At 66.0% G+C, this 24,487-nt stretch carries 33 protein-coding genes and 1 pseudogene; 1 reads left to right on the top strand and 33 read right to left on the bottom strand.

Annotated features, from left to right (window positions below; genetic code table 11):
• Positions 1–20: 20 nt before the first annotated feature.
• The 4 genes and pseudogenes from AAW51_RS10830 to AAW51_RS30730 form a co-directional block, all read right to left on the bottom strand.
• The gene (locus tag AAW51_RS10830; RefSeq protein WP_047194631.1) at positions 21–365 is read right to left on the bottom strand and encodes a hypothetical protein; all 345 of its coding nucleotides are present in this window, start codon (positions 363–365) and stop codon (positions 21–23) included.
• Entirely contained in the window at positions 362–697 is a 336-nt protein-coding gene (locus AAW51_RS10825; RefSeq protein ID WP_157359790.1) for a hypothetical protein, read from the bottom strand. The genes AAW51_RS10830 and AAW51_RS10825 overlap by 4 nt, the downstream gene beginning before the upstream one ends.
• A complete protein-coding gene (locus AAW51_RS10820) occupies positions 694–1,458 on the bottom strand; it encodes a peptidoglycan recognition protein family protein (protein ID WP_053013475.1) in 765 nt (254 codons plus the stop codon). The genes AAW51_RS10825 and AAW51_RS10820 overlap by 4 nt, the downstream gene beginning before the upstream one ends.
• 311 nt (positions 1,459–1,769) lie before the next feature.
• Positions 1,770–2,027, bottom strand: a pseudogene (locus tag AAW51_RS30730) (PAAR domain-containing protein); the annotation flags it as partial.
• A 231-nt stretch (positions 2,028–2,258) separates the two neighbouring features.
• Here AAW51_RS30730 and AAW51_RS10810 point away from each other — a divergent pair.
• A complete protein-coding gene (locus AAW51_RS10810) occupies positions 2,259–2,963 on the top strand; it encodes a PEP-CTERM sorting domain-containing protein (protein ID WP_047194629.1) in 705 nt (234 codons plus the stop codon).
• 113 nt (positions 2,964–3,076) lie between these two features.
• On the opposite strand, the gene AAW51_RS10805 is transcribed toward AAW51_RS10810, so the two are convergent.
• From AAW51_RS10805 to AAW51_RS10670, 29 genes are all read right to left on the bottom strand, one after another.
• Positions 3,077–3,478, bottom strand: a complete 402-nt coding sequence (locus tag AAW51_RS10805) for a hypothetical protein (protein ID WP_047194628.1) — start codon at positions 3,476–3,478, stop codon at positions 3,077–3,079.
• Complete coding sequence (locus tag AAW51_RS10800) at positions 3,475–4,089, bottom strand: glycoside hydrolase family 19 protein (RefSeq protein ID WP_053013474.1); 615 nt, start codon at positions 4,087–4,089, stop codon at positions 3,475–3,477. The genes AAW51_RS10805 and AAW51_RS10800 overlap by 4 nt, the downstream gene beginning before the upstream one ends.
• Entirely contained in the window at positions 4,086–4,307 is a 222-nt protein-coding gene (locus tag AAW51_RS10795; RefSeq protein WP_047194627.1) for a DUF7940 domain-containing protein, read from the bottom strand. The genes AAW51_RS10800 and AAW51_RS10795 overlap by 4 nt, the downstream gene beginning before the upstream one ends.
• Positions 4,304–4,606, bottom strand: a complete 303-nt coding sequence (locus tag AAW51_RS10790; RefSeq protein WP_047194626.1) for a hypothetical protein — start codon at positions 4,604–4,606, stop codon at positions 4,304–4,306. The genes AAW51_RS10795 and AAW51_RS10790 overlap by 4 nt, the downstream gene beginning before the upstream one ends.
• Before the next feature lie 65 nt (positions 4,607–4,671).
• The gene (locus AAW51_RS10785) at positions 4,672–5,055 is read right to left on the bottom strand and encodes a hypothetical protein (RefSeq protein ID WP_047194625.1); all 384 of its coding nucleotides are present in this window, start codon (positions 5,053–5,055) and stop codon (positions 4,672–4,674) included.
• Between the two features lie 7 nt (positions 5,056–5,062).
• Positions 5,063–5,596, bottom strand: coding sequence for a hypothetical protein (locus AAW51_RS29890; protein WP_157359788.1), 534 nt, complete (start codon positions 5,594–5,596; stop codon positions 5,063–5,065).
• A 10-nt stretch (positions 5,597–5,606) separates the two neighbouring features.
• The gene (locus AAW51_RS10775; protein WP_169788006.1) at positions 5,607–8,678 is read right to left on the bottom strand and encodes a phage tail protein; all 3,072 of its coding nucleotides are present in this window, start codon (positions 8,676–8,678) and stop codon (positions 5,607–5,609) included.
• On the bottom strand, positions 8,675–9,088 hold the full coding sequence (locus tag AAW51_RS10770) for a DUF6950 family protein (RefSeq protein WP_047194622.1): 414 nt from the start codon (positions 9,086–9,088) through the stop codon (positions 8,675–8,677). Before AAW51_RS10770 ends, AAW51_RS10775 begins: the two co-directional genes overlap by 4 nt.
• Entirely contained in the window at positions 9,085–9,654 is a 570-nt protein-coding gene (locus tag AAW51_RS10765; protein ID WP_047194621.1) for a beta-propeller fold lactonase family protein, read from the bottom strand. Before AAW51_RS10765 ends, AAW51_RS10770 begins: the two co-directional genes overlap by 4 nt.
• Positions 9,651–10,808, bottom strand: a complete 1,158-nt coding sequence (locus AAW51_RS10760; RefSeq protein WP_157359786.1) for a phage head spike fiber domain-containing protein — start codon at positions 10,806–10,808, stop codon at positions 9,651–9,653. The genes AAW51_RS10765 and AAW51_RS10760 overlap by 4 nt, the downstream gene beginning before the upstream one ends.
• Entirely contained in the window at positions 10,805–13,594 is a 2,790-nt protein-coding gene (locus AAW51_RS10755; RefSeq protein ID WP_047194619.1) for a phage tail tape measure protein, read from the bottom strand. Before AAW51_RS10755 ends, AAW51_RS10760 begins: the two co-directional genes overlap by 4 nt.
• A 6-nt stretch (positions 13,595–13,600) precedes the next feature.
• Complete coding sequence (locus AAW51_RS10750) at positions 13,601–13,906, bottom strand: DUF1799 domain-containing protein (protein WP_238947825.1); 306 nt, start codon at positions 13,904–13,906, stop codon at positions 13,601–13,603.
• Between the two features lie 5 nt (positions 13,907–13,911).
• The gene (locus AAW51_RS10745) at positions 13,912–14,244 is read right to left on the bottom strand and encodes a phage tail assembly chaperone (protein ID WP_047194618.1); all 333 of its coding nucleotides are present in this window, start codon (positions 14,242–14,244) and stop codon (positions 13,912–13,914) included.
• Between the two features lie 11 nt (positions 14,245–14,255).
• On the bottom strand, positions 14,256–14,900 hold the full coding sequence (locus AAW51_RS10740) for a phage tail protein (protein ID WP_047194617.1): 645 nt from the start codon (positions 14,898–14,900) through the stop codon (positions 14,256–14,258).
• Between the two features lie 77 nt (positions 14,901–14,977).
• Positions 14,978–15,391: a DUF4128 domain-containing protein gene (locus tag AAW51_RS10735; protein WP_047194616.1), complete on the bottom strand. Its 414-nt coding sequence runs from the start codon at positions 15,389–15,391 to the stop codon at positions 14,978–14,980.
• A gap of 13 nt (positions 15,392–15,404) precedes the next feature.
• Positions 15,405–16,826 (bottom strand): SGNH/GDSL hydrolase family protein, encoded by a 1,422-nt coding sequence (locus AAW51_RS10730; protein ID WP_157359783.1) that lies wholly within the window; start codon positions 16,824–16,826, stop codon positions 15,405–15,407.
• A gap of 177 nt (positions 16,827–17,003) precedes the next feature.
• Positions 17,004–17,390, bottom strand: a complete 387-nt coding sequence (locus AAW51_RS10725; RefSeq protein ID WP_047194614.1) for an HK97 gp10 family phage protein — start codon at positions 17,388–17,390, stop codon at positions 17,004–17,006.
• Complete coding sequence (locus tag AAW51_RS10720) at positions 17,383–17,742, bottom strand: hypothetical protein (RefSeq protein ID WP_053013473.1); 360 nt, start codon at positions 17,740–17,742, stop codon at positions 17,383–17,385. Before AAW51_RS10720 ends, AAW51_RS10725 begins: the two co-directional genes overlap by 8 nt.
• On the bottom strand, positions 17,739–17,987 hold the full coding sequence (locus tag AAW51_RS10715; protein WP_047194613.1) for a hypothetical protein: 249 nt from the start codon (positions 17,985–17,987) through the stop codon (positions 17,739–17,741). The genes AAW51_RS10720 and AAW51_RS10715 overlap by 4 nt, the downstream gene beginning before the upstream one ends.
• Positions 17,984–18,202, bottom strand: a complete 219-nt coding sequence (locus AAW51_RS10710) for a hypothetical protein (protein WP_053013472.1) — start codon at positions 18,200–18,202, stop codon at positions 17,984–17,986. Before AAW51_RS10710 ends, AAW51_RS10715 begins: the two co-directional genes overlap by 4 nt.
• A complete protein-coding gene (locus tag AAW51_RS28045; RefSeq protein ID WP_053013471.1) occupies positions 18,199–18,729 on the bottom strand; it encodes a DnaT-like ssDNA-binding protein in 531 nt (176 codons plus the stop codon). The genes AAW51_RS10710 and AAW51_RS28045 overlap by 4 nt, the downstream gene beginning before the upstream one ends.
• 18 nt (positions 18,730–18,747) lie before the next feature.
• Positions 18,748–18,999 (bottom strand): hypothetical protein, encoded by a 252-nt coding sequence (locus AAW51_RS10700; protein WP_047194612.1) that lies wholly within the window; start codon positions 18,997–18,999, stop codon positions 18,748–18,750.
• A gap of 71 nt (positions 19,000–19,070) precedes the next feature.
• Positions 19,071–20,207: a major capsid protein gene (locus AAW51_RS10695; RefSeq protein ID WP_047194611.1), complete on the bottom strand. Its 1,137-nt coding sequence runs from the start codon at positions 20,205–20,207 to the stop codon at positions 19,071–19,073.
• 63 nt (positions 20,208–20,270) lie between these two features.
• On the bottom strand, positions 20,271–21,092 hold the full coding sequence (locus tag AAW51_RS10690; protein WP_238947824.1) for a DUF6651 domain-containing protein: 822 nt from the start codon (positions 21,090–21,092) through the stop codon (positions 20,271–20,273).
• Between the two features lie 191 nt (positions 21,093–21,283).
• On the bottom strand, positions 21,284–21,610 hold the full coding sequence (locus tag AAW51_RS10685; protein ID WP_047194609.1) for a hypothetical protein: 327 nt from the start codon (positions 21,608–21,610) through the stop codon (positions 21,284–21,286).
• A gap of 29 nt (positions 21,611–21,639) precedes the next feature.
• Entirely contained in the window at positions 21,640–21,777 is a 138-nt protein-coding gene (locus AAW51_RS29885) for a hypothetical protein (protein ID WP_157359781.1), read from the bottom strand.
• The gene (locus AAW51_RS10680) at positions 21,774–22,022 is read right to left on the bottom strand and encodes a hypothetical protein (protein ID WP_047194608.1); all 249 of its coding nucleotides are present in this window, start codon (positions 22,020–22,022) and stop codon (positions 21,774–21,776) included. Before AAW51_RS10680 ends, AAW51_RS29885 begins: the two co-directional genes overlap by 4 nt.
• 29 nt (positions 22,023–22,051) lie before the next feature.
• Positions 22,052–23,155 carry a phage minor head protein gene (locus tag AAW51_RS10675; RefSeq protein ID WP_047197644.1) on the bottom strand — a complete coding sequence of 368 codons (1,104 nt, stop codon included), beginning with the start codon at positions 23,153–23,155 and terminating at the stop codon, positions 22,052–22,054.
• Entirely contained in the window at positions 23,127–24,455 is a 1,329-nt protein-coding gene (locus tag AAW51_RS10670) for a DUF4055 domain-containing protein (RefSeq protein ID WP_238947823.1), read from the bottom strand. Before AAW51_RS10670 ends, AAW51_RS10675 begins: the two co-directional genes overlap by 29 nt.
• Positions 24,456–24,487: the final 32 nt, after the last annotated feature.

The following is a 24,487-nucleotide window of genomic DNA, read 5'->3' as shown; positions in this document are numbered from 1 at the left end:
GCTTCAAGTGAGCTGCGGGCCTAGCGCTCGCCGAGGCATGGGTCGGCCGTCGGGAAGCGCTCGCATATCGGCCTCTTGTAGGCATCAAAACATGCGTGGAGCGTGGGCCACCGCATGCCCAGCCGGTGCCGGCAGTACAGCAGAAAGTCCTCCTGCTGCGCACCGGTCAACCGCCGCGGGTCAGAGGGAGCGTCGCCCCGAGTGAAGGGGTTCACGAAGAGCAGTTTCAGCGTCGGTTCTGCCTTGAGGAAAAGCATGTAGGCATCTTGGTCCTCGTGGTCGCCTGGCAAATCGTGCTCGATGCCAACACCCAACCACGTCACAACGAGCAGAGCCGCTGAGCAGCCCCATACGCGTCGTTTCATGGGGACGGCTTTGCGGCATCGGGATACACGCGCAGGAATTCGGCCTCGTAGGGTTCGGCGCAGGCGCGTAAGTCCTTCAGCCCATGCTTGGACCAGCAAAATGCCGCGAACTTCTCGCGAGCCTCTGCGTCGAGCTGGTCATACCGCGATACCTCATACGCATCGTCCGTTGATAGCGGGTTCACAAAGACAATGCCGAACGTTGGACGCACCTTTATGAAGGGGTGGTAGCTTGCGTCGAACTCACTCCGCTGCCGTTCTACCCCCAAGAAGGCCCAGGCCAGCAAAAGCACCCCTACGGCAACGACTGCTCGCTTTGCTCGTCTCGTCACTTCGGGGCTCCGAGCTTCAAGTCCTTGCGCAGCATCTCCACGACGATCATTCCGTGCACGCCGGGGCAGGCCCGGACGTCATTTTGCTTGAGTACAGCCCACTCGCGATGGCCACCAAGTCGCTCTATCGCAAAGTGGTGCCGCAATGCTTTCACAAGAGCCTCGAGAGCGCCGATCTGCTCTCCCGTCGGCTCGTCGTGGGCGACGTCGGCATCGTCCACAGTGAAGATCCCGAAGCCAGGGCGCTTCCAGAATGGCCTGTCGGCAGCCTGCTGCCTTTCCTCGCCTCGCACTGAAAGATCCGCCAGCAACACGATGCCTGCCACGCCGTGAACTTCGCCGATGTGCGCTCCCAGATAGCGGATGTCCCGCCCTTCATAAATCACGCCCTGACAGTCGACAGCGTAGTGGTAGCCTACGTCAGCGTAATCCTGAACGTCCATGTGCAGGTCCTGGACCTTGCGCATTTGCGCGGCGCCATCAGCGTTGCACGACGCGCTGTTACCGGCATGATGTATTGCGATGCCGGTGTAACTCCAGTCCAGCTTCATGCCTGCGGTCTTCGCCTCCCGCGCCTTCCAATCAGATCGCGTCTTGAACTCGAATCCTTCACGGCGGAGCTTCACGATGACGGCTTGGCGGGTCGCAGCTCGGTTGTCGACTTTCACGAACACCGTCGGTGGGTTGTCCGTCGCCCGGCACATCTCAGCGGTAGTGACAAACGGGTCGATCTTGAGGTCGTCGGTCTTGATCCCGGTCACGCCAAATCCTCCCGCTCGATCGTCTGCAGTTCGGACTTGAACATGAAGTGCACGGCCACCGTCTCCGCCTCATCGGCTTGAAGTGGTGCTGTGTACCCCTCGCTGTCCGTCAAGCCACCGTGCTCCGTGCCGTCTGCCCTCGTGATGATGTATGGGCATTTGGCCAGCGCCTCGCCGGTCGCATCGTCGATCGCCTGGAACCGGACCATGTGCGGCTCCGGTGCGTCAGGAGTCGACTGAGGCGCGAGGTTCGCAAGCTCCTCCGCTTGTGCCGCGCCACCAAGGCCTACTGCGTCGCCTTCGCGGACGTCCGTCACGTACTGAGCAGCGAGCAGTTGTGCGCCGCACGCGCAGAGGTCACCGTGTCTGGCAGCCGGGGCGCCGTCGATGATGAAGGTCGGATCGCCGGTCGCAATCGTTGTGACCCGCCCGTGACCCTTCTTCGGGCACGTGACCTTGTCACCCACCCGCGCTATGCGCTTGCCGTGCGTGTCAGTGGAGTCGGAAGCGCCGATCACTACGCCCCCGTGGCTCGTCTTGTCCCCCAAGACGATCAGCGGCCTTCCCATCTTGTCACACCCTCCCGGATCTAAGTTTGGGCGGCAGTATAGGAAGCGTCGGCCACCGGTCGACGCCGGTTTATGAATCGTTACCGCCCAAAGCCGGCTGATTCCCCGGATTGAGGGGGGCGTGTCGCATTGGCAACAATCGGGGGCGCCCCCCCGAAAGAGGGGGGTTCGGCCCGTTGCTTGCCGTCTAGCCTGGTGCCCCGGCCCGACCGGGAGATAACAGGAGGATGAATGAAAGCAGCATTTGGGCTTGTTCTCGCACTCGCCGCGGCGCCGGCGCTTGCGATCGACGTCAGCGCCTCGGTCAGCAACGTGCGGATCGAGTTGATCGACTTGGCGCCCGACGATGGCATAGAGCCAGACTTCAGCTTCAGGGCCGGGTACTCGTCCTGGGCCATCGACAACTACCGCGGCGGCCGCGACAGTGGCGTAACCGATTTCGCGTGGGAGCCAACCGGTGGCGCGGTGCGATCGATCCGGGCGGAGCTGACAGAGGACTCGATTTCCCTCCACGGCAGCACGAGCAACGGGGGGTTCACGGGCCGGGCTACCGCGACTTCCGAGCCCTGGAACTTCGCGTTCGGGCTCGACGTGACGCAGAACACCCAGATCCGCATCACCGGTCTGCTCTCCGCGTCAGTCGTCGGGCGAGGTCAAGGGATTGCCGGGGCCACCATCGGCTTGTCTCGGCCTACTGGAGTGTGGCCGGACGGAAGCGAAGCGATTGCAGACGCGGTCGCCTCAAGCCGTGGAGGGACCGACAGCAAGTCGTTCTCGTTCGAGTATTCGACCGGCGCTGCCAAGGAGAGCCTGGGACTGCATGCCGACGCGGAGGTGTGGGGCTTCGCGCAGCCGGTGCCAGAACCGGAAACCTACGCTCTTATGGGCGCTGGCCTGCTGGCGCTGGTTCTGAGACGGCGCGTGCCCACTCGCTGAGCCGCTTCTGCTTCGCCCTGCATTCGGCGTCCATCGCCGTGCGCAGGGCGAGAAGCGCCTCCCACTTCCGCAGCGGCGTGTCCTCCGTGGGGTACGCCGGCGGCACCGGGCATTCAGCGAGCAAGCTCTCCTGCGGCGGCTCCGGTCGCGCCTGCCTCATCGATTGCGTTGAGCCGCACGCCGAGAGCGCCAGGCACAACAGCATCACCCACGGTGCGCGGGCAAACGGGAACCGGTTGATCGAGGGCATCTTGGAGCGCCTCCTGGGTTGTCGCCAGCTGCTGGCGGATAGCCTCGCGTGAGGCCTCGAACCTGGCCGCAGCGCGCGCGGCCAGCCTTTGCTGCTCGCTCCGGGCCTCGGACAGCTCGCGCTCCCGCTCCAGTTCCGCGCGATCCCACTTTGCCTGCACGCTGGCCCCGCCGCGGTGATAGGCCCAGCCGTGAGACACGGCCAGGGCCGCCGCGAGTCCAATCGCGAGCCAGAAACGCGGGGAGGTCCAGGGGATGGGGATCATGAGAAGGCTCCAAGCGCGCGGATGAACAGGTCTTGCCGCTCCTTACTGCCGAGCATCGCCGCACCGTTGACGCGGCGCGTGATGTCGTCGAAGCGGCCCCGGTCTGCCAAGTCGTTCATCCCGCCCGCAGCCCAGAACCATGCCGCCGTCAGTGCGGCATCGACCGGTTCGGCTACGAGTTCCGGCGATGCCTTGTAGGGGCGTCCGATCGCATCCTCCGCAGCCATGTAGTTGGCACGTCCAGTCAGCTGGAACAGGCCCCGCCCGCGGTACCGCCACCCGTCATCACTGGCGACGTCGCCATTGCCGAGGCGGTTGGAATACACCACGTTGGCCAGCGCCCGCGGATTCCGAAGAAGCGGGCCGGCCTGAGCAAGGGTCTTCACTCGGCCGCGAAAAACCTTGCAGACGCGCGCGGCGGAGGTGTACCGCAGATCCTCCTCGAGGCGCTCGAAGCCGTTCGACTCGTGCGCCGCCTGAGCGACGAAGGCCGCCAGGCGTTGACGGCTGGTGATGCCGAAGCGCCGGCAGGCGCCTTCCAGAGGCGCAGCGAAAGCAGCCGCCGGTGCAGGCGCGATGCCTGCGGCGACGAGTCGCTCGACGGTGATCATTGCTCGCTTTCGTCGCTCAGCTTCGGCTGCTGAACCAAGCGCCCGGCAATGCCGAGCACCAGCAGGCTGACCGTCAGGCCCTGCAGCAGCCACGCCGGCAGGTTGCCCTTCAGGTCGTCCGGCATGGCCGCCCAGGTGCCCTGCAGCGCAAGCGCGACCACCATGGCGTTCACGGAGAACATGCGCCAGGCCTGGCGCCAGTTGGGAATCATCTTCATGGGTGCCTCGTCTGGCTGAGGTTGCGATTCAAGTCGTTGAGCGAGCGCTGGACTTCCTTCACGTCGCCCTTGATCTCGTTCAGGCTTTCCTTCACGCGCAGCTCCTGCTCGTGCTGGCGAAGCTCCTGGGCCACGCTCTTCTGCTCTTGCACCGCCAGCCGCTTGTCGAGCGTGCTGTAGGCAAGGAAGCCGGTGGCGATGAAACCGACGAACGTCAGCACGTGGCCGAGATTGACCGTGGGGTCGAAGATTGGCCGGCGCGAGGCCGTCGGAGGGCTCGACGAAGTGGGATCGGACATGGCGGTCCTTTGTGAGGATGCGGGAGCCTGCGCAGCAGGCGCTTGCGTAAACCGTGACGAGTGGGTCAGCAGATGTGGCCGTCGTAGGTGGAACCGTTCACGAACCCCCGCGGTGAGTTCCAGCGCCACACCGAGAGGCCTGCAAACTGGAAGAAGTCCGACACGGCGTTTGTGCGGTAGACCGTGCCGGCCACTTCGATCTGAAGGAAGTGGTTTTGCGCGATCGTCCCGGTACCCGAGGGCGTTCGTAGCCATACGGCAAACGCCGGCACAGGGTCGTTCGAGTTGTCGTCATAGATCTCGGTCACGCGGCATCCCTGGAAGTGCAGGCCGCCGCCGCCATTGGGCGAGACCGAGCCGCCGCCCGAGAAGTAGCCCCGAGACGTCAGCTGCTGGCCCGCGGTGACCCGAAACACGGTCGCCCGCCCCAAGAAAATGCTGGTTTGCATCGCTACCTCACGCCGGCAGGACCGTCCATGCCCCTTCGACACGACCGTCGGCCGTGTTGAAGGTGACGTTGAGGTAGCTGACCTGGTTTGCCAGCAGACCCACCGACCCGGCGACCTTGGCCGTCGCCGGCAAGACGACGGTGCGCCCGCCGGTCGCGTCCTGCTTGAACCTGATCGAGACGTACTGGCCCTGAGCCAGATTGGAGATCGTCGAACTGGTCACGTTGCCGGTCAACGTGCCAAACAAGATCGTGTTCACCGCCGCGGCGTTGAAGGTCGGCGTCGCGCTGAAGGCGACTGTCGCAACTCCGCCGGTCACGCGCCCGCCCGCACTGACGTTCCCTGTCGACGAGAGGCTGGCGACGTTAATTGCATCGCCGCTGGCGGAGAACCCCAGAGCCGTTCGCGCGGCCGCCTTGTTACTGCTGTCCGTGCCAAGGAGGTCGGCGCAGAAGTTTCGCCAGTTGGAGAAGTTGCCCTTCTGTTGCGCGTTCGTTGTGGCGTCACTGATCAACGATGCTTCTGTCGGAAGAATTGCCATGCGTGGCTCCTTAGTAGCCTTGGATGTAGGCGTCCAGCACGCCGGAAACAGGCGTGTTCGAACTGTCGAGAACCTGAACCAGCGGGCCGGGCGACACCTGCTTGTCGACGATCCGCACCCCCACGCCATTCCCGCCATCGCTTTGGATGGTGAGCTGTATGTTCTTGATGACGCGGTAGGCCTTGGTCACGGGTAGGCGTGTACCGGCGGCCGAGATGGAGATGTCGTCGAGACGCTCTGCGATGTCGGGCACATCGAGGTGCGGCGTCAGGGTGACAATTCGGCCACGCGTTGTGCTGGCCGCGGTCGTCACGCGAATGCCGATAGGCTCGCTGCCGAGAAGCACGAGGTTCCCCGGCCACGGCTGCCAACCCGGGCCCGAAGGCCAAAAGGCGTCGGCGTTCAGCGACCAGAAGGTCTCGTCACTGCCCTCCCAGAAGGCGGTCTGCGACTGCCTGAGGTACTCCATGCGGACGTCCGTGCCTTCAATCTCGTGCTCGACAAGCAGCGTGCCCTCCGCAGGGGTGGTGAAGTAGCACTCGTATGACAGCGAGGCATAGCTGGTCACAGACCAGTAGTTCGCAGCGTTCACACCCCAATGCAGCCCCGAATCTCCCTCCCAGAACAGCGTCGTGGAGTCCGCCTCGAACACGCCACCGGTAACCGTCCCGCCAAGCTTGGTGCCGCTGAAACTCGGGGCCTGAGGCCAGCTGATCAGCACGTTGAGCGTCGCCGGGTCGCCGAGGTCCGTGATGACATAGGCGGGGTTCTCGCTCTCGTTGCCGGTGGTGTCGACCGCCTTGACCATCAGCGTGTTCTGTCCGACGGGCCGCGTGGACATGAGCCAGCTGGTCTCGGTCAGCAAGCCTTGGTGCATCGGCTGCCCGGCGGCCCAGTTCTTCGACGCCCCGCTGACGTAGCGCCACCGGTAGCCTGCCAGATCGATGTCATCGATCGGCCCCCACGTGAGCCTGTTCCCGGCGATCAGTGCCCACGGGACATCACTCGGCGGGGCCGTCTTGCCGACGACCCTGTGCATCACCTGCAATGACCAATCCCCAGACGCGAGGTTGTTGCGGGCGCGCGCACGGAAGAGGTAGAGCACGCCGTCGTCCAGGCCGCCGAGCATCGCCTCGGTGCTGTCGCCAGGCACGGTCGCGGTCGTCCATGCGGTGAGCACCGGGCCAGCCTTTTGGTACTGCACCTCGATCTGACCGCTCGTCAGCACCGCCTGATCGGTCAGAGCGGGCCACGATACGCGGACCCGTGTCAGCACCGTACCGTCCGACTGCCGCACCAACTGATCCGTACCGCTCTGAACCGATATCGGGCCCACATCCGCCACCACCCAGGGTTTCGGCAGATTCGTGTTCGGCGCCGCATTGATCGCATCCACGTTGGGATCGAACGCATACACCGCTGCGTCCGTTTCCTTCAACGTCAGCTCGATCAGGCCATCCAGCGTCCATCGGCGCCCGAGCACCTCGAACGGCTTGGCATTCCAACCGTATCGCGCGTTCGTGATCGATACGACGTCGAATAGCTGCGCCGGGTACGCCCGCAGCTTGAAGCTCGCCGTGATGGTCAGCGCCTGCCGCGCGTCCCTTAGCATGACGCGAGCGACGTGCTGCGCCTGGCCGACGAATGTGATCGCGCCGAACTCCACCTCGACCGGGAGTACCCGGCCATCCTCCTGTGCGTAGGACGCGAAGGAGACCCGAGGAAAGTCGACAACGGAGAACTTGTTCCCCTCATCGGCGAACACCCCGGTGACTGCGTTCACCAACTGGTCTCGTGGCCGCCGCGGTTGGATGCGCACCTCGCTCGCATCGCTGAAGTCGTTATCCGTCAGCGACAGGGCTGGCGCGGTGTACGCGCCCGCCCGCATGATCAGGGAGTTTCCGACAAAGGCCACTTTGCCCGCCATGGCCTCGGCCAACTCTCCGAGTACATCGATCGGCCGTGTGCCGCTCCTCGCAACGGTGCCCGCCGTGTAGACCTTCCGCGAGGACAAGTTCCCCCCTACGTTGTAAGTCACCACTTGGTCGCATACGTTGGCAGCCGCAATCACGTGGGCATCGCTCACCGTCCCAGGTGCGAGGTTGGCGCCAAGCTCGTCGTAGGCGTAGTGGCGCATCAGGAGCGCCGGGTTGTCACTCCACGCGAAATTTCCGTTCCGAGGGTCCGACACCTTCGCGCCGCGGACCGTGGCGCTGATATTGGGCAGTGATGTCGGAAATGCGTCGGTGTCGTAGATCAACTCGACAATCAGGTGCGCGATCCCGCGCAACCGGTGGGCGTCAGTCCACTGACCCGGGAATAGGTCCTGCAGCCGTGGGTCGGTGACGTTCCAGTGATACCCGAGGTTCGAACGCACCCGCGCCTTGGACTCGCCGTACCAATACTGGTAGTTGACGTAAACCGGCCCGGTGAGCGGCGGATACTCGTTGCGGGTGAAGGTGATGATGTTGCCGGAGACGGACGTGGGGATCACCGCCGAGTTTTCGTCACTGCCCCACCATGCGTTGATGGAACCGGGGATCGGGTTGTGCGGCAGGGAGATCGAACCGACGTTATTCACCATGGAGCCAACGGCTGACCCGGCGACCTTCCGCCACTTCACATACGGTTCGCTCCGCACCCATCCGTCGGGGTCGAGTTCCACGGGCTCGTCGTTGAAGTAGATCTGCTCGACGGCGTCAATCTCATGGGAAGCCAGCGCGATGACTGCGACGAAGCGCTCCTTGTCCGGCCCAGTCGTGGCGAAGAAGATGAGCGGACCAGACTTGCGGACGCGGCCGAGCACCAGATCGCGGCCTTCCGTCGCCGCCCGAACCATCAAGTGGCGATCTCGTAGGCTGGCGTTATGGGCGTCTCGTGCGGCTCGCTCCGCCTTGCGCTTCTGGTGCCGTGCGTAGAGTCCAACGGCTGCGATCGTGACGACGTAGCCGACGACGATGGCGACAGTGGTGGACACGCCAGCGGCGACCAGCACCGCCGCAATGGCCTGTGGCATTGCCATGGCTGGCGCAGCAGCGCACAGGCAGGCGACCGCGATAACGATGCGGGCTCTCAGGTTCATGAACCAACCCTCCATGCGGTCGTCGCCGCGAACAGATCAAGCGCAGCAAGGCCGTCGGCTGCTGGGGCTAGCCAGTGATCGCCGTTGCACACCGCGCAAACCTCACGACCTCCCGACATAACCAGGCCAACGTCGCCGACGCGGCTCTCGAGCGGGTGGATTGGTTGGCCAAGGGTGTCATCGCCCAATCCCTTCAAGCCGCCGTGCACGCGGAGGACGCGCTCGGCCTGGAGTGCCGTGCTGTACGTGCCTCGCACGCCGGCGGCGATGTCGACACCGGTAAGCGCCTCGACGACGTCGGCTGCCCACAGGGCGCAGTCGTGGACACCCCACATGAACGGATGAGTGAGACGCGCAGCAATGAGCCTGGCCAACCTGTCGGGCCAGTCGGGTAGACGCTGGAGATTCATCTGCGGTGGAAGCTGGCAGCGGGCCAGACGATGGACTGCTCGACCTGATCGATCACGTACTCCAGGCTCCGGTCACCTGGATACAAGCGTTGTTGGTCCGGGTTGCTGTACCGGACAACCAACGGGCGCAGCAGGTCGATCCCGACGTGCTCGGCGGTGACGGCGATGGCCGCCCCACCCTCAGGCGTCTCGACGATGCTCATCGTGTCCAGGCGCCCGGCCCACTCCACCGGAGCATCCAGCACCTCATAGGTATCTGGATCGAAGATGGCGGTGCGAATCTCGACCGTCTTCCCCTGCACCGGCTCGGCCAGTGCGAGCGCGATCTGTTCGCTCGGTACGCCGGAGAGCTCGAAGTTCAGCCCTTTGATCTCGCCCGGGCTGTCGTCGATCACGTCGACGCGGCCCGCGCCGGCGGCTCCCCGCCACGTCTCGCCGTTCCACTGCAGGTCCCAGCTGGACGTGTTGAGGTACACGGGCTGCGACAGCGCCATGTAGATAAGCTGGGCGATGGCCACGCGGTCGGCCGACAGGGCCGCTGTCACCTCGGAAGAGAGAGTCCTCATGCCCAGCTCTCCAGGAATTCCAGCTGCAACTCGTTCAACACGCCTGGGGAGTAGTAGAAGGGGACGGTGTCGCTGGTGAGACGGAAGTTCGCTGTCGGCCGATCCCAGGTAACAGCGGCGCCGGACGCCAAGGCAGCGCGCACGCGGTTTGCGAGCGGCACGGTTATCGTGTTGTCGCCCGGGCCCATGCAGTCCTCGGCCACCATCAGCAGCTGCCCGCCGACGCCGATCAGGTCACCCGCCTTTAGGGTCGCGCCCGTCTCATAGACGGTTGCCGACGCGCCTGCCTCCACCTGTGCACCCCAGAGATACAGGCCGCTCACGCCATCTCCGGTGTAGGTGGGCGTGTTGATCGGAACGGAAGCATCGAGAACGTGAATGCGCAACTGGCAGGAAGGCACATTGCCAACGTTGCCAGATACCGAGCACCGCCACCATCCGTCTCCGATTGGCTCTGCAGCTGGCGCAACAGAAGGGGCAAACGTACCAACCCCGACATTGCCAGTGAAGTCCATGTCCCCCGTCGACAGGTTCCAGCTCGCACGCGCCTGATTGAGGGTGGTCGTCGCGTCCCGGAAGATCATCCCCACCCTGCCGCGCTCGCCAGCCTTGACGTACACCGACGCCGTGTAGGTCTGGTTGATGTTCGTCGTAAAAGAGTGCCGCACGTAGTGCTGGCCCGAGGTAACGCCGTCGATCACCTTGTCCGCCGTCGTTGTGCCATCCGGCGCGGCGGTGGCGTCAGCTGTCACAGTCACCTCGTTTTTGACCCACGGGCTGACGTCGAACTGCTGCGTGCGAACAAGCATGTTCTTGCCGATGGCACCGGCAATTGCCAAGGACTGCGCCCCTTGTGCAACAGCCGCGTTCAACGTGGTCGTGCCGCGCATGTTCCCTCGGGGGACCGGCCGCCGGAAGTGCCAAAGGGCAACCTCATTCGCCGACCCGCGCAGCCGTGCAAAGAACGCTTCGAGAGCAGCGCCCTCGCTGTACGCGCGAGCAGGAAGGGTGAACGCCATCTTCCAGCGCTCACCCAGCATGTCGACCACCTGCACGCCGCGGGTGTACGGGCTGGTGTGCGCGCGGTTGTTCGGGACCGAGCAGAACTCGATCGAGGATGGCGCCCACGCGGTGGGCCAGGTGTAGACGGTCATTGCGAGAACGCCCCTTCGCGAGTGCGAGAGCGCATCAACTTGCCCTCCAACTGGGCGTTGGCGGTCTTGACGGCTTGGTAGACCTCGGCCCGGCTGACGCCCTGGCCAACATTGACGGTTTGGTTAATGACGGTGCCGCCGGCGTTCGGGGTCACCTTCCCGTTCTGGTCGCCCATCATTAGGTACTGGCGGCCGCCGACGTCGAGCAGTTCGGGCCCGTTCTCGTTGACTCGGTACATGTTGCCGGCGGAAACCGGGCCGCCGATCGCACGCGCTCCGGCGACGCCAGTGCCACCGGCACCGGTGATCTGACCCACCAGGCCGACGATCATCTGCTGCACCTGGATACGCACAAGGTCCGCGATGATCGACTTCGCCAAGTCGGCGAAGCTCAGCTTTCCCGTCATAACGAAGTCCACCAGGGCGTCTTCCATCCCCTGGAACGCGGAAGTGAACAGGTCCTCTGTTTGCGCTGCGCTGTCCCGCGCCCGGTCCATGTAGTTGGCCATGGCCTCCGAGGCGCCGACGCTCCAGTCCTGCTCCATCTCGGTCCGGGTGGCGAAGTACCGCTCCCATTCCTGGAGCGCGGCGGACTGGAACCGTTGGATGCGCTCGAGTTCTTGCTGGTACTGCTCGTCCGGCATGTTCCTGGACCGCCGGTCGCTCTCCAGCTGCAGAAGCTGCTGCTGGTAGCGGTCCTCGATCTGCGCCCTACCGGCGTTGCGTTCGCGGAAGCGCTCGCCGCGGCCCATGCCCTCCAGATCACGCTGCTGCTGGCGGCGCATGGTGTCGAGGTAGGCCTCCGCCGCGGCCTCGGCCTCCTCGTAGGACTTGCGCAAAGCGTCGAGTGCTGCGGCCTGCTGGGTGTCCAGCACGATCGTCTTCGACACCGCTTCGGACTTTGCGGTCGCAATCCTCGCCTCGTTGTCCGCGATCTTGCGTTGCGTCTCGATCCGATCCTTGCCCGACGTCTTCTCTTGCGCGTAGCGAGCGTTTTCCTCTTCCAGGGCGCGGACCTTCGCTTCCTGATCGAGGCGGACGAAGGCCCGCTTCGCTTCGTAGTAGTTCCGCTCATCGACGAGGCTCGCAGCCCGCTGTGCCTCGAGGATCGCCTCCGCGCTGGCGTACATGCTCGTGAGCTTCGTGAGCTCGCGCTGGATGTCGGAGATGTCCGCAGCGAGTTCGGCCTTGGGGAGGCTCGGCCCCTTCGGCGTCCGCGTCGCATACTTCTCGCGGATTCCGTCAAGCACCTTCTTGCGGTCTGCCTCGGACACGCCCGCTTTGTCCGCGATGGCATTGGCCTTGGCCAGTTCCTTGGCGAGCTTCTCCTGCTTGGACAGGCTGTCTTCCTGCAGCTTCATGAAGCCGATGCGGGCCTGCTCGCGCTCCACCTGCTGCGCGGAACTGCGTGCGACGTTCTCGGCCAGATCCCTCGATTCCTTCAGGCGCGCGACCAACGCGTGCTGCGCCGCGATCTGCGCGTCGATGCTTCCGTCTTTCCCGCCAAAGAAGTGCGAGAACGTCTCGCGGAAGCCTGCGATAGCCTTGCCGTCGCGCGCGCCCTGCAGCCGCGCCAGGTCCCGTTGCGCCCGGGTGAGTGCGTCATCGACGGTCCCCTCCCGGCCGATCGACATCATCGTGTCGAGTGCGGACTGAGCAGCGTTCTTGACACCGCGCCACGCTCCTTCGAGCAGGCCAACACGCTGGGCCGCCCCGCTCACCCGCTCAGACAACGCCTGCATCGTCACGGAGATTGCCCGCTGCTGGTCGCCCTGCTCCTCGAGGGTGCGGATGTACTCCAGCTGCGCGGCGCTCAGGAAGTGATAGCTGCGGTTGGCCTGTTCAGCCCACCGCGCAACGCCGTTCGTCATCGACACGAAGTCTTTCAGGACCTCGTCGCTCGACGCGCCCGTCGCTTGCTCGAACAGCTTGGCCGCACGTGCTGTTTCGATCAGGGCGTCGCCGCTGAACCGGCCGCTTGCGACCAGTTGCTGCAGCGCCTCCCGGGCGGCCAGGGTGCCGCTCTTCGTTTCGTCGCCGATCGTCTCCGCAAGGCGCTGCACCTGACCCGCGGTCACGCCGGCAGCATTCCCCGTCGTTTCGATCGCCCGGGAAAGCGCGACGCTCTGCTGCTCACCCTTGTATGCGGCAAGCGCCACCGCGCCGAGGGCGCCGGCGACGCCGCCGATCGCGACGCGTGCCACGGTGAAGATCGACGCCACGGCCCGAATGGCATTCGTCACGCCACCGAAGGTCCCTGACAGCTGGGACCCCTGCTGGATCAGCGCAACGAACGGGTTCGAGCCGCTCAGCACCTGAACGCCGAAGTCGTTGAGCTGAAAGGCCAGCTGCTGGTATTGCATGGCGGTCCGGCTCGCGGCCCTCTGCGCGGCGGACGCCTGCTCCCGGGACGCACGCTCGGCGTCCTTCGCGGCTTTCTGCACCGCCGCGGCCTGTGCCCTGGCGGCTTGCTCGGCGTCCCGTGCCGTCTTGGCGGCGGTCGTTGCTGCCGCCGCTGCCTCTCGGTTCACCTCCTTGTGCGCCGCCGCGAGTGCACCAGCCGCCGAGGCCGCGGACTTCTCCACCTGAGCGAGGCGCACCAACTCATCGATGCCCCCTTTGATGCCCCGCGTCTCAGCGAGCATCTGGTTCCACGCCTGCTCCAGGCGCGCGGATGCCGTCTCCGTGCGCTTGCCGGCCGCGGCCATTCGGTCCAGCGCCTCGGTCGCGGTCTTGACCTGGCTGCTGTCGACGGCAAGGCCGAGGGTCGAGATTTCACATTGCATACCGGCTCACTTCTTGTGCATGGCGCCGAGCGCCGCGGCTTCCATCACCTGGACCGCCTCGAACACTTCGGGCCACTGAGATCGGGGAACGCTGGACATGCGCAGCACGTCGGGGATGGCGCTGTAGTCGAGCCCATAGGGCCCGCCCGGGCCTACGCGCCATTGCGTCTGCAGGGATGAGAAGACGACCGCGGCGGGCCAGTTGTCGGGCCAGACCTCGACTTCGAACTGGTCAGCGACGTCGGCCCAGGTGAGCCCCACCGCCGCCAGTTCGTTCTCGGTTGGCCGCTGCCGGTACAGCCCGGCCCCCACGGATTTCAGTTTCCCAAGCGCAGCTGCATGAGCTCCCGGCCGTAGGCCTCGCCGATGCACCGGCTGGCCGCGTGGTACTGGTCGAGGAACAGCGCGACGTTGTCCCGGGTGAAGTCGCCATCAACGCCAGACCAGCCGCACGCCACCTTCATGATGGTGTCGACGTCCTGGTTCGGCTTGATGCCTTCCTCGATCTGCGCCCGCCGCTCGTTCAGCCAGCCCTCGAACTCGGATCGCGGCATGTGCTTGAACTCGAACTCGACCGCGACCTTCTCCCCGCCGGGGATTGGGATCTCGACCTTCGCCTTGAACGTCGGGTTTGCCTTGAGCTTCAGCATGCGCCCCCCGATCAGTAGCGAGTCGGGTCAGCGACGAGCGACAGCGTGACCTGATTGGCCATCACCTCATTCTTCGTCAGCGTCGGCGTCTTGTTGAAGGTGACGTAGGCGTTGTAGTAGAGGACGGCCCCGGTGGGGAGCACCACGCGGATCGCGCGCGGGATGCGGTCTTCGTCAGCGGTCACCAGCACGGTGTAGTGCGGGCGCGTCGAGTCGTCGGCCACGTTGAAGGTGATCGACTGAGCACTCTTCACCGTCGGAATCTGGCGCTCGGTGTCGTCTTCGAGGAACGAGTAGGAGGTGAACTGCTGCTCGCCGCCGGAGGTCGACGAGTCCAGCACCTGGGTGATCTGCGTCCAGGCGGTGATCTTGCGGACACTGCCGGTGCCAGATCCGGCCGGGTAGCGGCTGGTGCTGGTGGTGTTGATGCCTTCGAACGTGACGTCGTTCGTTGCGACGGCGCTGGCGCGGACGATCCGGTTGTTCAGCTTCGACCAGCCCGACGACACCTCCAGGATGTCGGAGACCGCCACGCCGTGCGATGCCTCGAGCGTCGCGACCGCCTGCGCGGCGTTCGTGATCGCGGTCATGTTCTTCAAGGTCGCATACGTCGAGGCGATGGAGACGGTTGCGCCGTTCGGGAGCGAGACAGCCATGGTTTTCCTTTCGGGAATGAAAACGGCCGCTCGAAGGCGGCCAGGAGGGGAGCCCGAAACGGGCGGTCAGGAGGGGGTCAGATCGTGTCGGCGCGGTAGCCGGCGGACACAGGGACGGCGTAGCGGTCGGGTTCCTGGATGGCGGGCCCGGCGCTCATCGGGGAGGTGAGGTAGACCAGTAGCCCGCCGACGGCCAGCGGCTCGGTCAGCGGGAACAGCAGATCCAGCTGCCCAGCCAGCTGCTCGGCTTGCCCCGGGCCGGTACCGATCGGCGTAACGACCGTGACCTGGAACAGGCCACGGAACACCCGGTGCTCGCCGGCGAGGTCATCGCTGCCGGTGCTGGCCGGCAAGAGGAACGCACGCAGGTAGCGGCCCGCCGGCGGCGTCATCGTCACGTTCTGCCAGGCGATTGGGATGGCGGGGGCCTGGGCGTCGGCCCAGGTCTTCAGCCGCGTCTCGAATGCCTGCCGGATCAGCGCTTGACTCATGGGCGGGGTCCGATCAGTAGATCAGCGGCATGCTCGGCACCTTGCGGATGCGCGGGTTCCACAGCGTGACGTCGGCACTGCCGGCGCCGTTGAACAGGAATGCGATGAACCCGTCCAGCGCGGTGGTTCCGGCCCAGACGTCCCACGCCGGTGTCTGCAGCACCACGTCGATCACCTCGTTCGGCATGGCCTTGTCGTTCGTCGGGGTGTCGATGTCCCGGCCCATGTCGGTGACGGCAAGGTTCGTGCGGCTGAAATATTGCGGGAACGCGCGCAGGGCCGTCGACGAGTTGATCCGGACGTTCATCTCGAACGTGATGCGCTCACCTGGGGCAACGAGCGGCAGGATGTTCGCGCTCGGGATCTGGACGTTGACACGGTCGTTGTTGGCGTTCGCCGTGATTTGCAGCCGCTGCGCCATGCCGCTACCGTCCGGCGCCGGCACCATGGAGGCCACGACGCCTGGGGTTTGCGTCCGGCTGAGAGTGAACTTGCTCCACAGCGTGCCGGAGAACGGCGTGCCAGCGGCTACCGTCGTCGTCATCGCCGCATCGGTCAGGTAGTTGATCTCCTCGCCTTCGACCAGCCCTGGCTCGGGGAACAGCGGGTCCACCGCTTCATAGATGGCCTTGCCGACGTAGTACGCCGCCAGGTTGCTCAGGTGCTTCGTGTCGATGAAGTAGTTCGAGAGCTGGTTGCCGTTCGCGTCGGCGCCGTCCTGAACGATCTGCGGGATGTTGACGAGGATGACGTCTCGGTTGACCGCGGCGTACTGGCGCAGGTAAGCGCAGTACAGGAAATACTCGTCGCGCTTCGCTGTGGAATAGGCGGCATCCGCGGTGTTCCACTTCTGCGGTACCAGCAGCACGACCCGAATGCCTGCCTCGCGCAGTGCATCCAAGGTCTTCTTCGCGTAGGACCACACGAGGTCGGCGGTGCGGCCCAGCTGGAATACACCGTTGGTACCGGCGTGGTACATGACGATCTCGGGGCGCAGCGCGAGCGCCTGACCCAGACGGGCATAGACGCCGTCCGTGTCCAACCCGCCCTGGGCAAGGTTCTTGAGCAGCGTGAACTTGCGCTTCGAGAGGGCTGCGAGCCAGGTCAGCGGGCCGGCGGCCGAGTGGTTGTATCGGGCGGCGCCGGTGTAGACGATGTCGTTGGTGAAAGCCATCGAACTGCTGCCGAGCAAGACGACGCTGTTGCGCACCGCGCTCGGCCGGCTGACGGAGCGGGGCGGGATGGTTTTCAGCGTCTCGCCACTCCCCCATTGCGCGACAGGAAGCGCGGACAGGGCTGTCGAGTAGTCGAGCGACCCGGCCGTGCAGTCGATGTGCACCTGCACCCGCTTCGGGTAGCCGCCCACCTCCACGGTTTGCGAGTCGTCGATCGTGGCGGTGCGCAGCAGGGTGCCCGCCGCGTCGGTGTCGAGCACCCGCACGGTGCCGGCCGATGCCGTGCCGGCGGTGATGGTCATGGTGTGCAGCGGATCGACGCAGGTGGTCGTGCGATTTCCGCAGAGCAATGTCGGCATGGGCAGTCCTTCAGACAGGGGATCTGTGATGACGGGCGCGCCGTAGGACGCGGCCGCGGTGCCGGCAGACGCGAGACGTCAGCGGCTTGCGAGGGCCTTCTGGATGGCCTCGGCGTATTCCTGGACGGTCAAGCGGACCATCCCTTGCGGTGCTTGTTTCGACCAGCCGTACTCCAGCCGATGGGCGTAGGGCAGGCTGTTGGTGAGGTAAACGGTGCCGCCGACAGGCAGCGAGAGCGCCTTGCGGGCCTCGGCGTCGCCGCGGCTGGCATGCGCCACCTCAGTCGTCGAGGTGTCGGGCGCGCCGAAGTTGACGTTCCAGTTGCCCTTGAAGCGGCCGGTGTCGACAGGTGAGCGCTGAACAACCCGGGCGAACAGGTCGAGCGTGACCTTGCGCGTCACCGTCTCGATGTCGCCTTTGGCGCTCTCGGCCAGGCGGTCGATGGGGATCGACCATTTACCCACGGCGGACCTGCAGCTCGTACAGGACGGCGCTGCCCGCCGGCCCGAGGATCTTGGCCTTGATGACTTTGTAGGCCGTGCCGGCCCAGAGGAAGGTGTCGCCGGGCTGCGGCTCGGTCGCGCCAACGGCGCCGACGAAGGCCTGCTGGTCGCCGGCGAGGATCAGCGTGCCGTCGATGAAGCGGTCCCCGTAGGGGAAGACAGCTGCGGCGACGTTCTGGCTCGTGTCCACCACTGACGGAGCACCGGCGGCCGGGTCGTACTCGCCGGGCGTCTGCCGGCTGATGGTGGCCGCCGCGCCGAACTCCTGCAGAAGAGCCTGCGCCGTCTGCGCCATCTCGGTGTAGAAGCTCATGCCCGACCCGCCTCGTAGCAGTGCAGCATGTGGGTCATGGCACCGATCAGCTCGAGTCGGGTCGTCTTCGTCACAGTCGCCGACCACATCCGGGTCGAGTGATCCGACGCCAGGCCGACGCATGCGAAGGCCTTGATCTCACCGCGCTCGACGGCATCACGGAGCGATTCGAGAACGGCCAGCGCCTCCGTCTTGTCGACCACCGGCTGCGCGAGCGAGAGGACGGTCGAACTCGTGCAAGTCATGACGGCTTCCTTTCCCCGGATTCGAACGCCTCGCGCCCGTCGAGGCTGGTGTGCACGACCACGTTGAACTCGTCCTCGTCCTGCACCGGGTGGCACCAGCATCGAGCGTTGGGCTGGTGCTCTCGCAGGTCGGCGAGCGGCAGCACGTGGAGTTGCGTGGCCGGCGTGCGCCGGCGGGCCCAGTCGGTGTTGACGACGAACCAGCCGCCGATCACGAGCGCACCACCCGGATCTGCGAGCCGCTGTGCGCGAGCAGCGGCGCGAGCAGGCCGCCCACCGCCTGGTAGACCACCTGCTGCCGCGCGCCGGCGGCGTAGGTCACAGAGATGGGCCCCACGGTCTTGCTGGTCACCTGCGGCCCGATGTCGGGCGCCAGGTCGGTGCCGGTGGCCGCTTTGAACGCGAGTTCCGCGCAGGCTTTCTGCACCTCGACCGGCACTGCGTCGCTCGCGTAGTAGGCAGCGTGGGACGCATAGCCGCTCGGCGCATCCTTCTTCGGCACCCAGGCCCGGGGCCAGTCGAGTGCCTGATCGAACGTCGCACGCTGCCCGGCCCACGCCTCGCGGTAGGCCTGCAGCATGTAGTCAGTGGCCAGGCGCAGGCACCGCTCTTTCACGTCGAGTTGGAGCGCCGTCCAGGTGGCGGCCCGGCCGCGGGCGTCGTGGTAGGTGTCGGCAAACGCGACGGAGCAGTAGCTTTCCGCGTCGGCCCGGCCGGTTCCGTCTTCGGTCACAAGGGCCATGTCAGCGCTCCTGGTGAATCACTCGGCCAAGGTCCAACCGTGGGCCTTCCAGTTCTCGACCTCGTCGGGATGCACGTCCGCCGCGGTCGGGCGGCCGGTCGGCTCGGGCTCGTTGAGCACCATGCGGACGGTCTTGACCTGCCCGGTCGCCTGCTCGGGCTCGCCGGCGTCCTGCTCTGCGTCGTGTGCAACCTGCTCCACGTCGTCCTGCCCGGCCGCAGCCGCTTCTGCTGCACGCCGCTCGCGCTCAGCCTTCGAGATTCCTGCCATGTCGTTCTCCTGAAGAGGTGGAGAAAGGCCCGGGGCCGGAGCCCCAGGCGCTTCCCGTCAGGCTCAGCCGATCAGCCGAGCAGCAGCGCGGAGTGGGCCGGCTTGATGAGCTTGCTGCCCCATGCGAGGGACATCTCGTACCGGACCTGGCGGTACTGCTTGTAGAGCGCAACCTCGAAGCTCAGGCCCGAGCGCGGATCGGTCACGATCACGACGTCCTCGGCCTGGTCGCCCTCTTCCGGGCGGGCCGGGGCGCGGCACGCCAGCACGAGGGCGCCGCGGTCGAAGGCCATGTTGCGGGTTGCGGCATTGGCGACCGTGATCGCCGTGTTGTCCGCAACCGCCTGGCGCAGGCCGGGCTCGGCAAGGACCACCACACCGCCGGCGAGCGCCGTGGCGACGAGGTACTTGTTCGCGTCACCGGCGAAGGTGATCACGTCGCCCGCCACGATGGTGCCGGTGCCGGTGTCCACCGCGATCGAGGTGGCGCCGATCGGATAGCCCGCGCCGTTGTTGACCAGATAGCCAGCACCGGTGCCCTTGGCCGGGGTCTTGATCTGCGCCGACTCGCGGATCGCGAAGCCATGGACGTCGAGCAGCACGCCTTGGCGCAGCAGGCTGGTGTCGCCCGCCTCGTTGGCCTTGCTCAGGTTGGAGAGGGTGCGCATGTTGGCGCCGGCGGTCGTGTCGATCACCAGCTGCAGGTCACCCATCGGCGAACCGTTGTCGGCCAGGATCTTGCGGACCTGTGCGGTTTCGCCGAGGTTGGTCGCAAACGGCGTGGTGCCCGGCGTGCCGTAGGCGCGGGAGGCGCGAATGTGCTCGGCGGCCAGGTCGGCTTCCACCTCGTTGGTCAGCGTGCGCATGGCCTGCTGCATCTGCTTGTTGCGGATGTTCGCGTAGCCGGCGCCGCTGTTCACGCCTTTCTGCTCTTCGCCGTTCCAGCGGAACGGGACGGCCCGGGACTTGGTGATGCGGATCGTCGTGTTCCCGATGTTCTGATCGCCATCGTTCGGGGCAGTGACGCCCGGGACGATGTCGGAAGCGACGGAGGTGGGCGCGATGTCGACGACCACGTCCTGGTTCACGGCGGCGCGCGAAGCGTTGGCGTCCATCGTGCACGACGGGATGAGGCCGACGAGCTCGCGCGACACGATGTCCAGCGACTCGTACAGGTCCGGGATCATCCGGGTGAGGGTATTGGCCATGAGGGACCTTTCAGAAACGAAAAAGCCCGCTCATGGCGGGCTCGTGGTTGCGGAGGGGTTGGATCAGTCGCTGATGACTGCTTCGCCGCTGCGGATTGCCTTGGAGGCGGCCATCGCATCGGCGGGCGACATGTTGTCGATCTGCGCACGGGTGTACGTCTTCTTCCCGCCAGCACCGCTGCCACCCTGGGCGCCGCCTCCCGACGCGCCCGAGCCCTTGAGGATTGCTGCCTTGTGCGGGTAGCTGTCCACCAGGATTTCGAGCGCCTCGTCGAAGTCGACGTTGGGATCGCCGGGCCGGGTGCGGGAGAAGATGCGGTTGCCTGCGTTGTCGTAGGCAGCGACCTTGCCGTCCTCGACCTTGAAGTTCCGGCCGAAGGCGGCCTGAACCATGTCGGCGGGGATGGCCACCTTGTCGGCGATGAACTTCGAGCGAGCGAAGTTGCCCCCGATCAGTTCGCCGTGGAGTTGGCCGACCACCTTCTCCAACTTGCTGTTCAGCTCGTTGAGCTGCGACGCATGCGTGGTCTCGGCGGCCTTCAGGCGGTCCTCATAGGCCTTCACGGCGGCGGCGCGAACCTGTTCGACCTGGCCGGCATCCACCAGCTTCTTGTCGTCGATGTTCTTGACCGTCTCCACAGCCTTGCGCGCTGCCTCCGGGTCGAGCCCATCGAAGGCCTTGGCTTTGGCTTCCGCCGCTTCCTTGGCTTCACGATGGCCCCTCGCCTCGGCGTTCAGCGCGCTGATGCGCGCGACGGTGCCCACGGCGTCGAACGGGATCTCCTTCCCGTCGTCGTGCACGTAGACGGGCTTTCCGTCGACGACAACTGCGTGGCCTTCGGGGGTGAGTTTCAGCTTCATGGTTGGTGCTGTTTCCTTGGGCATCCGCCCTCAGTGCGGGTGGGCCATCCGGCCCGATGCGCCCTTCTGCATCCGCGTCCAGGCAATGAAAACGGCCCCGGGGATTGCTCCACGGGGCCGCAAACGAAGAAGCCCGCACGGGGCGGGCTTCGGTTGTTCAGGGGTCAGGTCAGGCGAAAGTCCGCGCTATGGCGGCCTTCTTGTGTCCGTATGGCTCAGTCGTCGAAATTGATGACGCGGAACCGGTCTGCGTTCTCGCTCTTCATGAAGAGCTGCACGCAGTCTCGGTGCGCCCAGTTGATGCTGCGGACAGCCTGCTCGAACGCTTTCTCGTCGAGCCAGTTGATAGCGGCCATCCATACCTCGCACTGCATGACCTTCCCGCCTCCAGCGCGGTTGTCAACGCGAACGAGTTGATCACGCGGACTCGGGCGGGTCGAGAGGAGCCACTGGTTGAGCGCATCCACGTTCTGATGTCCGTCATCGCCCTGTGAACCGTCATTGAAGAACGTGACGAGGATGATGTCTGTGACAGTGCTCATGGACGGGCGCTATGGCGGGCTTCAGAGGTTCAGAAGTAGGGGTAGAAACTGGCTTCGTTGAGCCAATCGAAGTACGCCCCGCGAGGTGTGCGGCCGTTGCCTTCCTTGCCCAAGCCAATGCACGACCAGCCGTTGTCGGTGCGCCGGATACGCGGCTTGTACTTCACCCCAGCACCACCCTTTCGCCCCTGAGCAGACAGCAGGCGCACAGCAGCGCCTTCGTGCCGCCGGTAGGCCGCCCGTCCTTGAGCAGCACCCCGACCTTCGCCTCGATCACCTCGCGGCCGCCGCACCGGTGGCACTGGATCAGTTCCGCCGGGCGGGCGTCAGCCTTCCGGCGCTCCTTGGCGCGCTTATGCGGGCCGTCGGGGGCCGGCGATCCGGAGATGACGTGGAGGCTGGGTTTCGGCACGCGGCAAGTCTACCGCCGCCGCCGGCCCGCTACAGCCCGGCCCGTCGGAACGCCGCCGCGTCGCGCTCGCGCAGCTGCTCGAGGGTCAGGTACCGCCCCTTTTCGTTGTAGAACTTGTCCAGCGTCAGCCCGCCCTGCCGCAGCAGCTTGCCGCGCTCCGGGCCGAGGATCTGGTCTTGCCGGGCGCCGCTTTGGCGCTTCAGCCACTCGGCGTAGGTCGTTTCCGCCGGCACCTGGCCGTCCATGCTGGCCCGGGTTCCCGCGGGCGCCTCGCCCAGGTCGAGCCCCAGTTCCTGCCAGCTCTTGACCACCGGTGTCGAGGAACTGCGGCAGCACCAGTGCAGCCGGCCGGGGCCGCCCAGCCAGGGGATCTTGTGCCCGATCGGCTTGTGCGTCTTCTGGGTGTACTGCAGGCCGTCGCGGATGCGGCACAACTCGCTGGTCCGGCTGTCCAGGGTGGCCGACCACACGACCGCCTTCACGAGATCCTCGTTTGCTGCGTAGAACGTCTCCCGGGCATGCGCCGCCACGTGCTGCACCGCGGTGCGAACCACCGAATTGGCGTCGCGCCGGTCGATCTCGATCAGGCCGTCGGTGTACTTCAGCGCCCGGGTGCCGCGGATGCGCTGCACGATCTGCGCGTTCGTCTGGTTCTCGACGACGCCCATCCGCACTGCGTCTCGGATGCGGACCATCCGGTTCTGCTCGATGCCGGCCGCCCACTCGCGCAGCAGCCGGCCTCGGAAAGGCTGGGAGAACGCGGCGGCGTACACCTGATCGGCGGAGACCCGGGCGACGCTGATCTGCACCGGCAGGACGTCGCGGAACAGTTCGAACTGGTAGCCCGCCTCGTACTCGGCCAGCGCCCGCAGGTCGCCCTGCAGCTCGGTGTGCAGCACCTGGTAGGCCTGGGCGTTCAGCGCACGCACCGATTCCAGCAGCGCGTCCAGACGCTCGACGGAGAACCGCCCGTCGTCCAGCCGCTCGAGCGCGGCCTGCAGCTGGGCGAACAGGTCGGCGTCGACGCGGTTGAGCAGCGCGATCAGGCGCCGGACGACGCCGTTGGCGTACAGCTGCAGGTCGACCTGGTGGCCGACCTCGGCATCACGCAGCTGCTCGTTTACCGTCGGCATCGTCCTCGCCCATCTCGCCCAGCGCCGGCCCCTGCTCTTCCAGTCGCTGCTTCTCTTCTTCCTCGTTTACCTCGGGCGAGAGGATGGCGCGGCGCTTGAACTCGCCGCGCAGGGTCTCGTCGCTGATCTTGCCGGCGATGTTGGCCGACAGCAGCAGCTGCGCGGAGGCATCGGCCAGCGTGGCGGCGCCGAAGTCGGTGAACAGCGTCACGCTCCCGCCCTTCGGCTCCTTGATCCAGGCGGCCATGTACGACAGCGCGAGGTCGAGGGCGTCTTTCAGGTCGTTCGTGATCCGCTGCAGCGCGCACATCGCCACCGCGTTCTCCGTCGAGGCCTCCGTGGCGGTCATGTCGCCGGGCTTGATCACCAGCAGTTCCGCGCCGGCCTGCCGCATTTCTTCCTTCAGGTCGTCGAGCGCCACCTTGCCGGCCTCGATCGCCTTGCCGGAGTGCTCGACGTACTTGAGATCGGCACCCTGCGGAAGCTCGACGGCGGCCGAGGCCCCGATGGTGAGTTCGAACCGCTTGCGGGTCCCGTCCGGGTTCATCCCCTGTGGGCCGCCGATCACCGTCAGCACCGGCACGCGCGCCACATGCAGCAGCGTGTCTTGGTCGGACTGAGACTGCCAGTGCTTCACGTTCATGTGCGCCAGTTCGATCAACGGCGGCTTGGCGGTCATGAACGCGGTGCGGGCGCCATAGACCGGCACGAACGGGATGAATCCGATCGTCGTTTTCCCTTGCTCGTGCAACTCCCATTCGCTCCGAGCGTTCTTGCGGTGCGTCTCCCAGCCATCGCGCTTGAGCACGCGTACTTGGTCGACGACCTTGGTTCCGTAATCACCTTCGTCTTCTTCGACGCACTCCATGAACCGCAGCTGCGTCAGCATCTCCTTGCCGTTGACGCGCTGAGACTTCCAGCCCAGCAGCTGCTGTGGCCGGATTGCCACGAAGTACGGGCGCACGCCGGCGGCGCGCTCCTGCTCCAACGTCTTGATGCCCTCGGCGCGAGGGAACTCGACAAGGATGCCGCCCAGGCCATAGCCCAGCGCGATCTGCATCATGTCGGCCGCGAAGCTGTGGAGGTTGCGCCCCTGCAGGTCGACGTCGGCGAGCAGCTCGGCGATCCGCGGCGGCACGTCGTCGTTCACCTTGAGGGGTTTCGAGAACGGTTTGCCGGTGAGGGTCTCGACGGTGCGGCTGAATGCCGGGAAAAGCGTGGCGGTCTGGAGGCGGCACTGGTAGGACTCGGGGTCCTCGTTCGGCCACTTCGGCAGGTACTGCTCGCCGGCGTGGCGCATGGCGGTGGTGCCACCGAGCAGCGTGGCGACGA

This window comes from Caldimonas brevitalea, from assembly GCF_001017435.1.
GTDB classification, from domain to species: Bacteria; Pseudomonadota; Gammaproteobacteria; order Burkholderiales; family Burkholderiaceae_C; genus Caldimonas; species Caldimonas brevitalea.
This window is presented reverse-complemented; position numbering and strand designations above follow the sequence as displayed.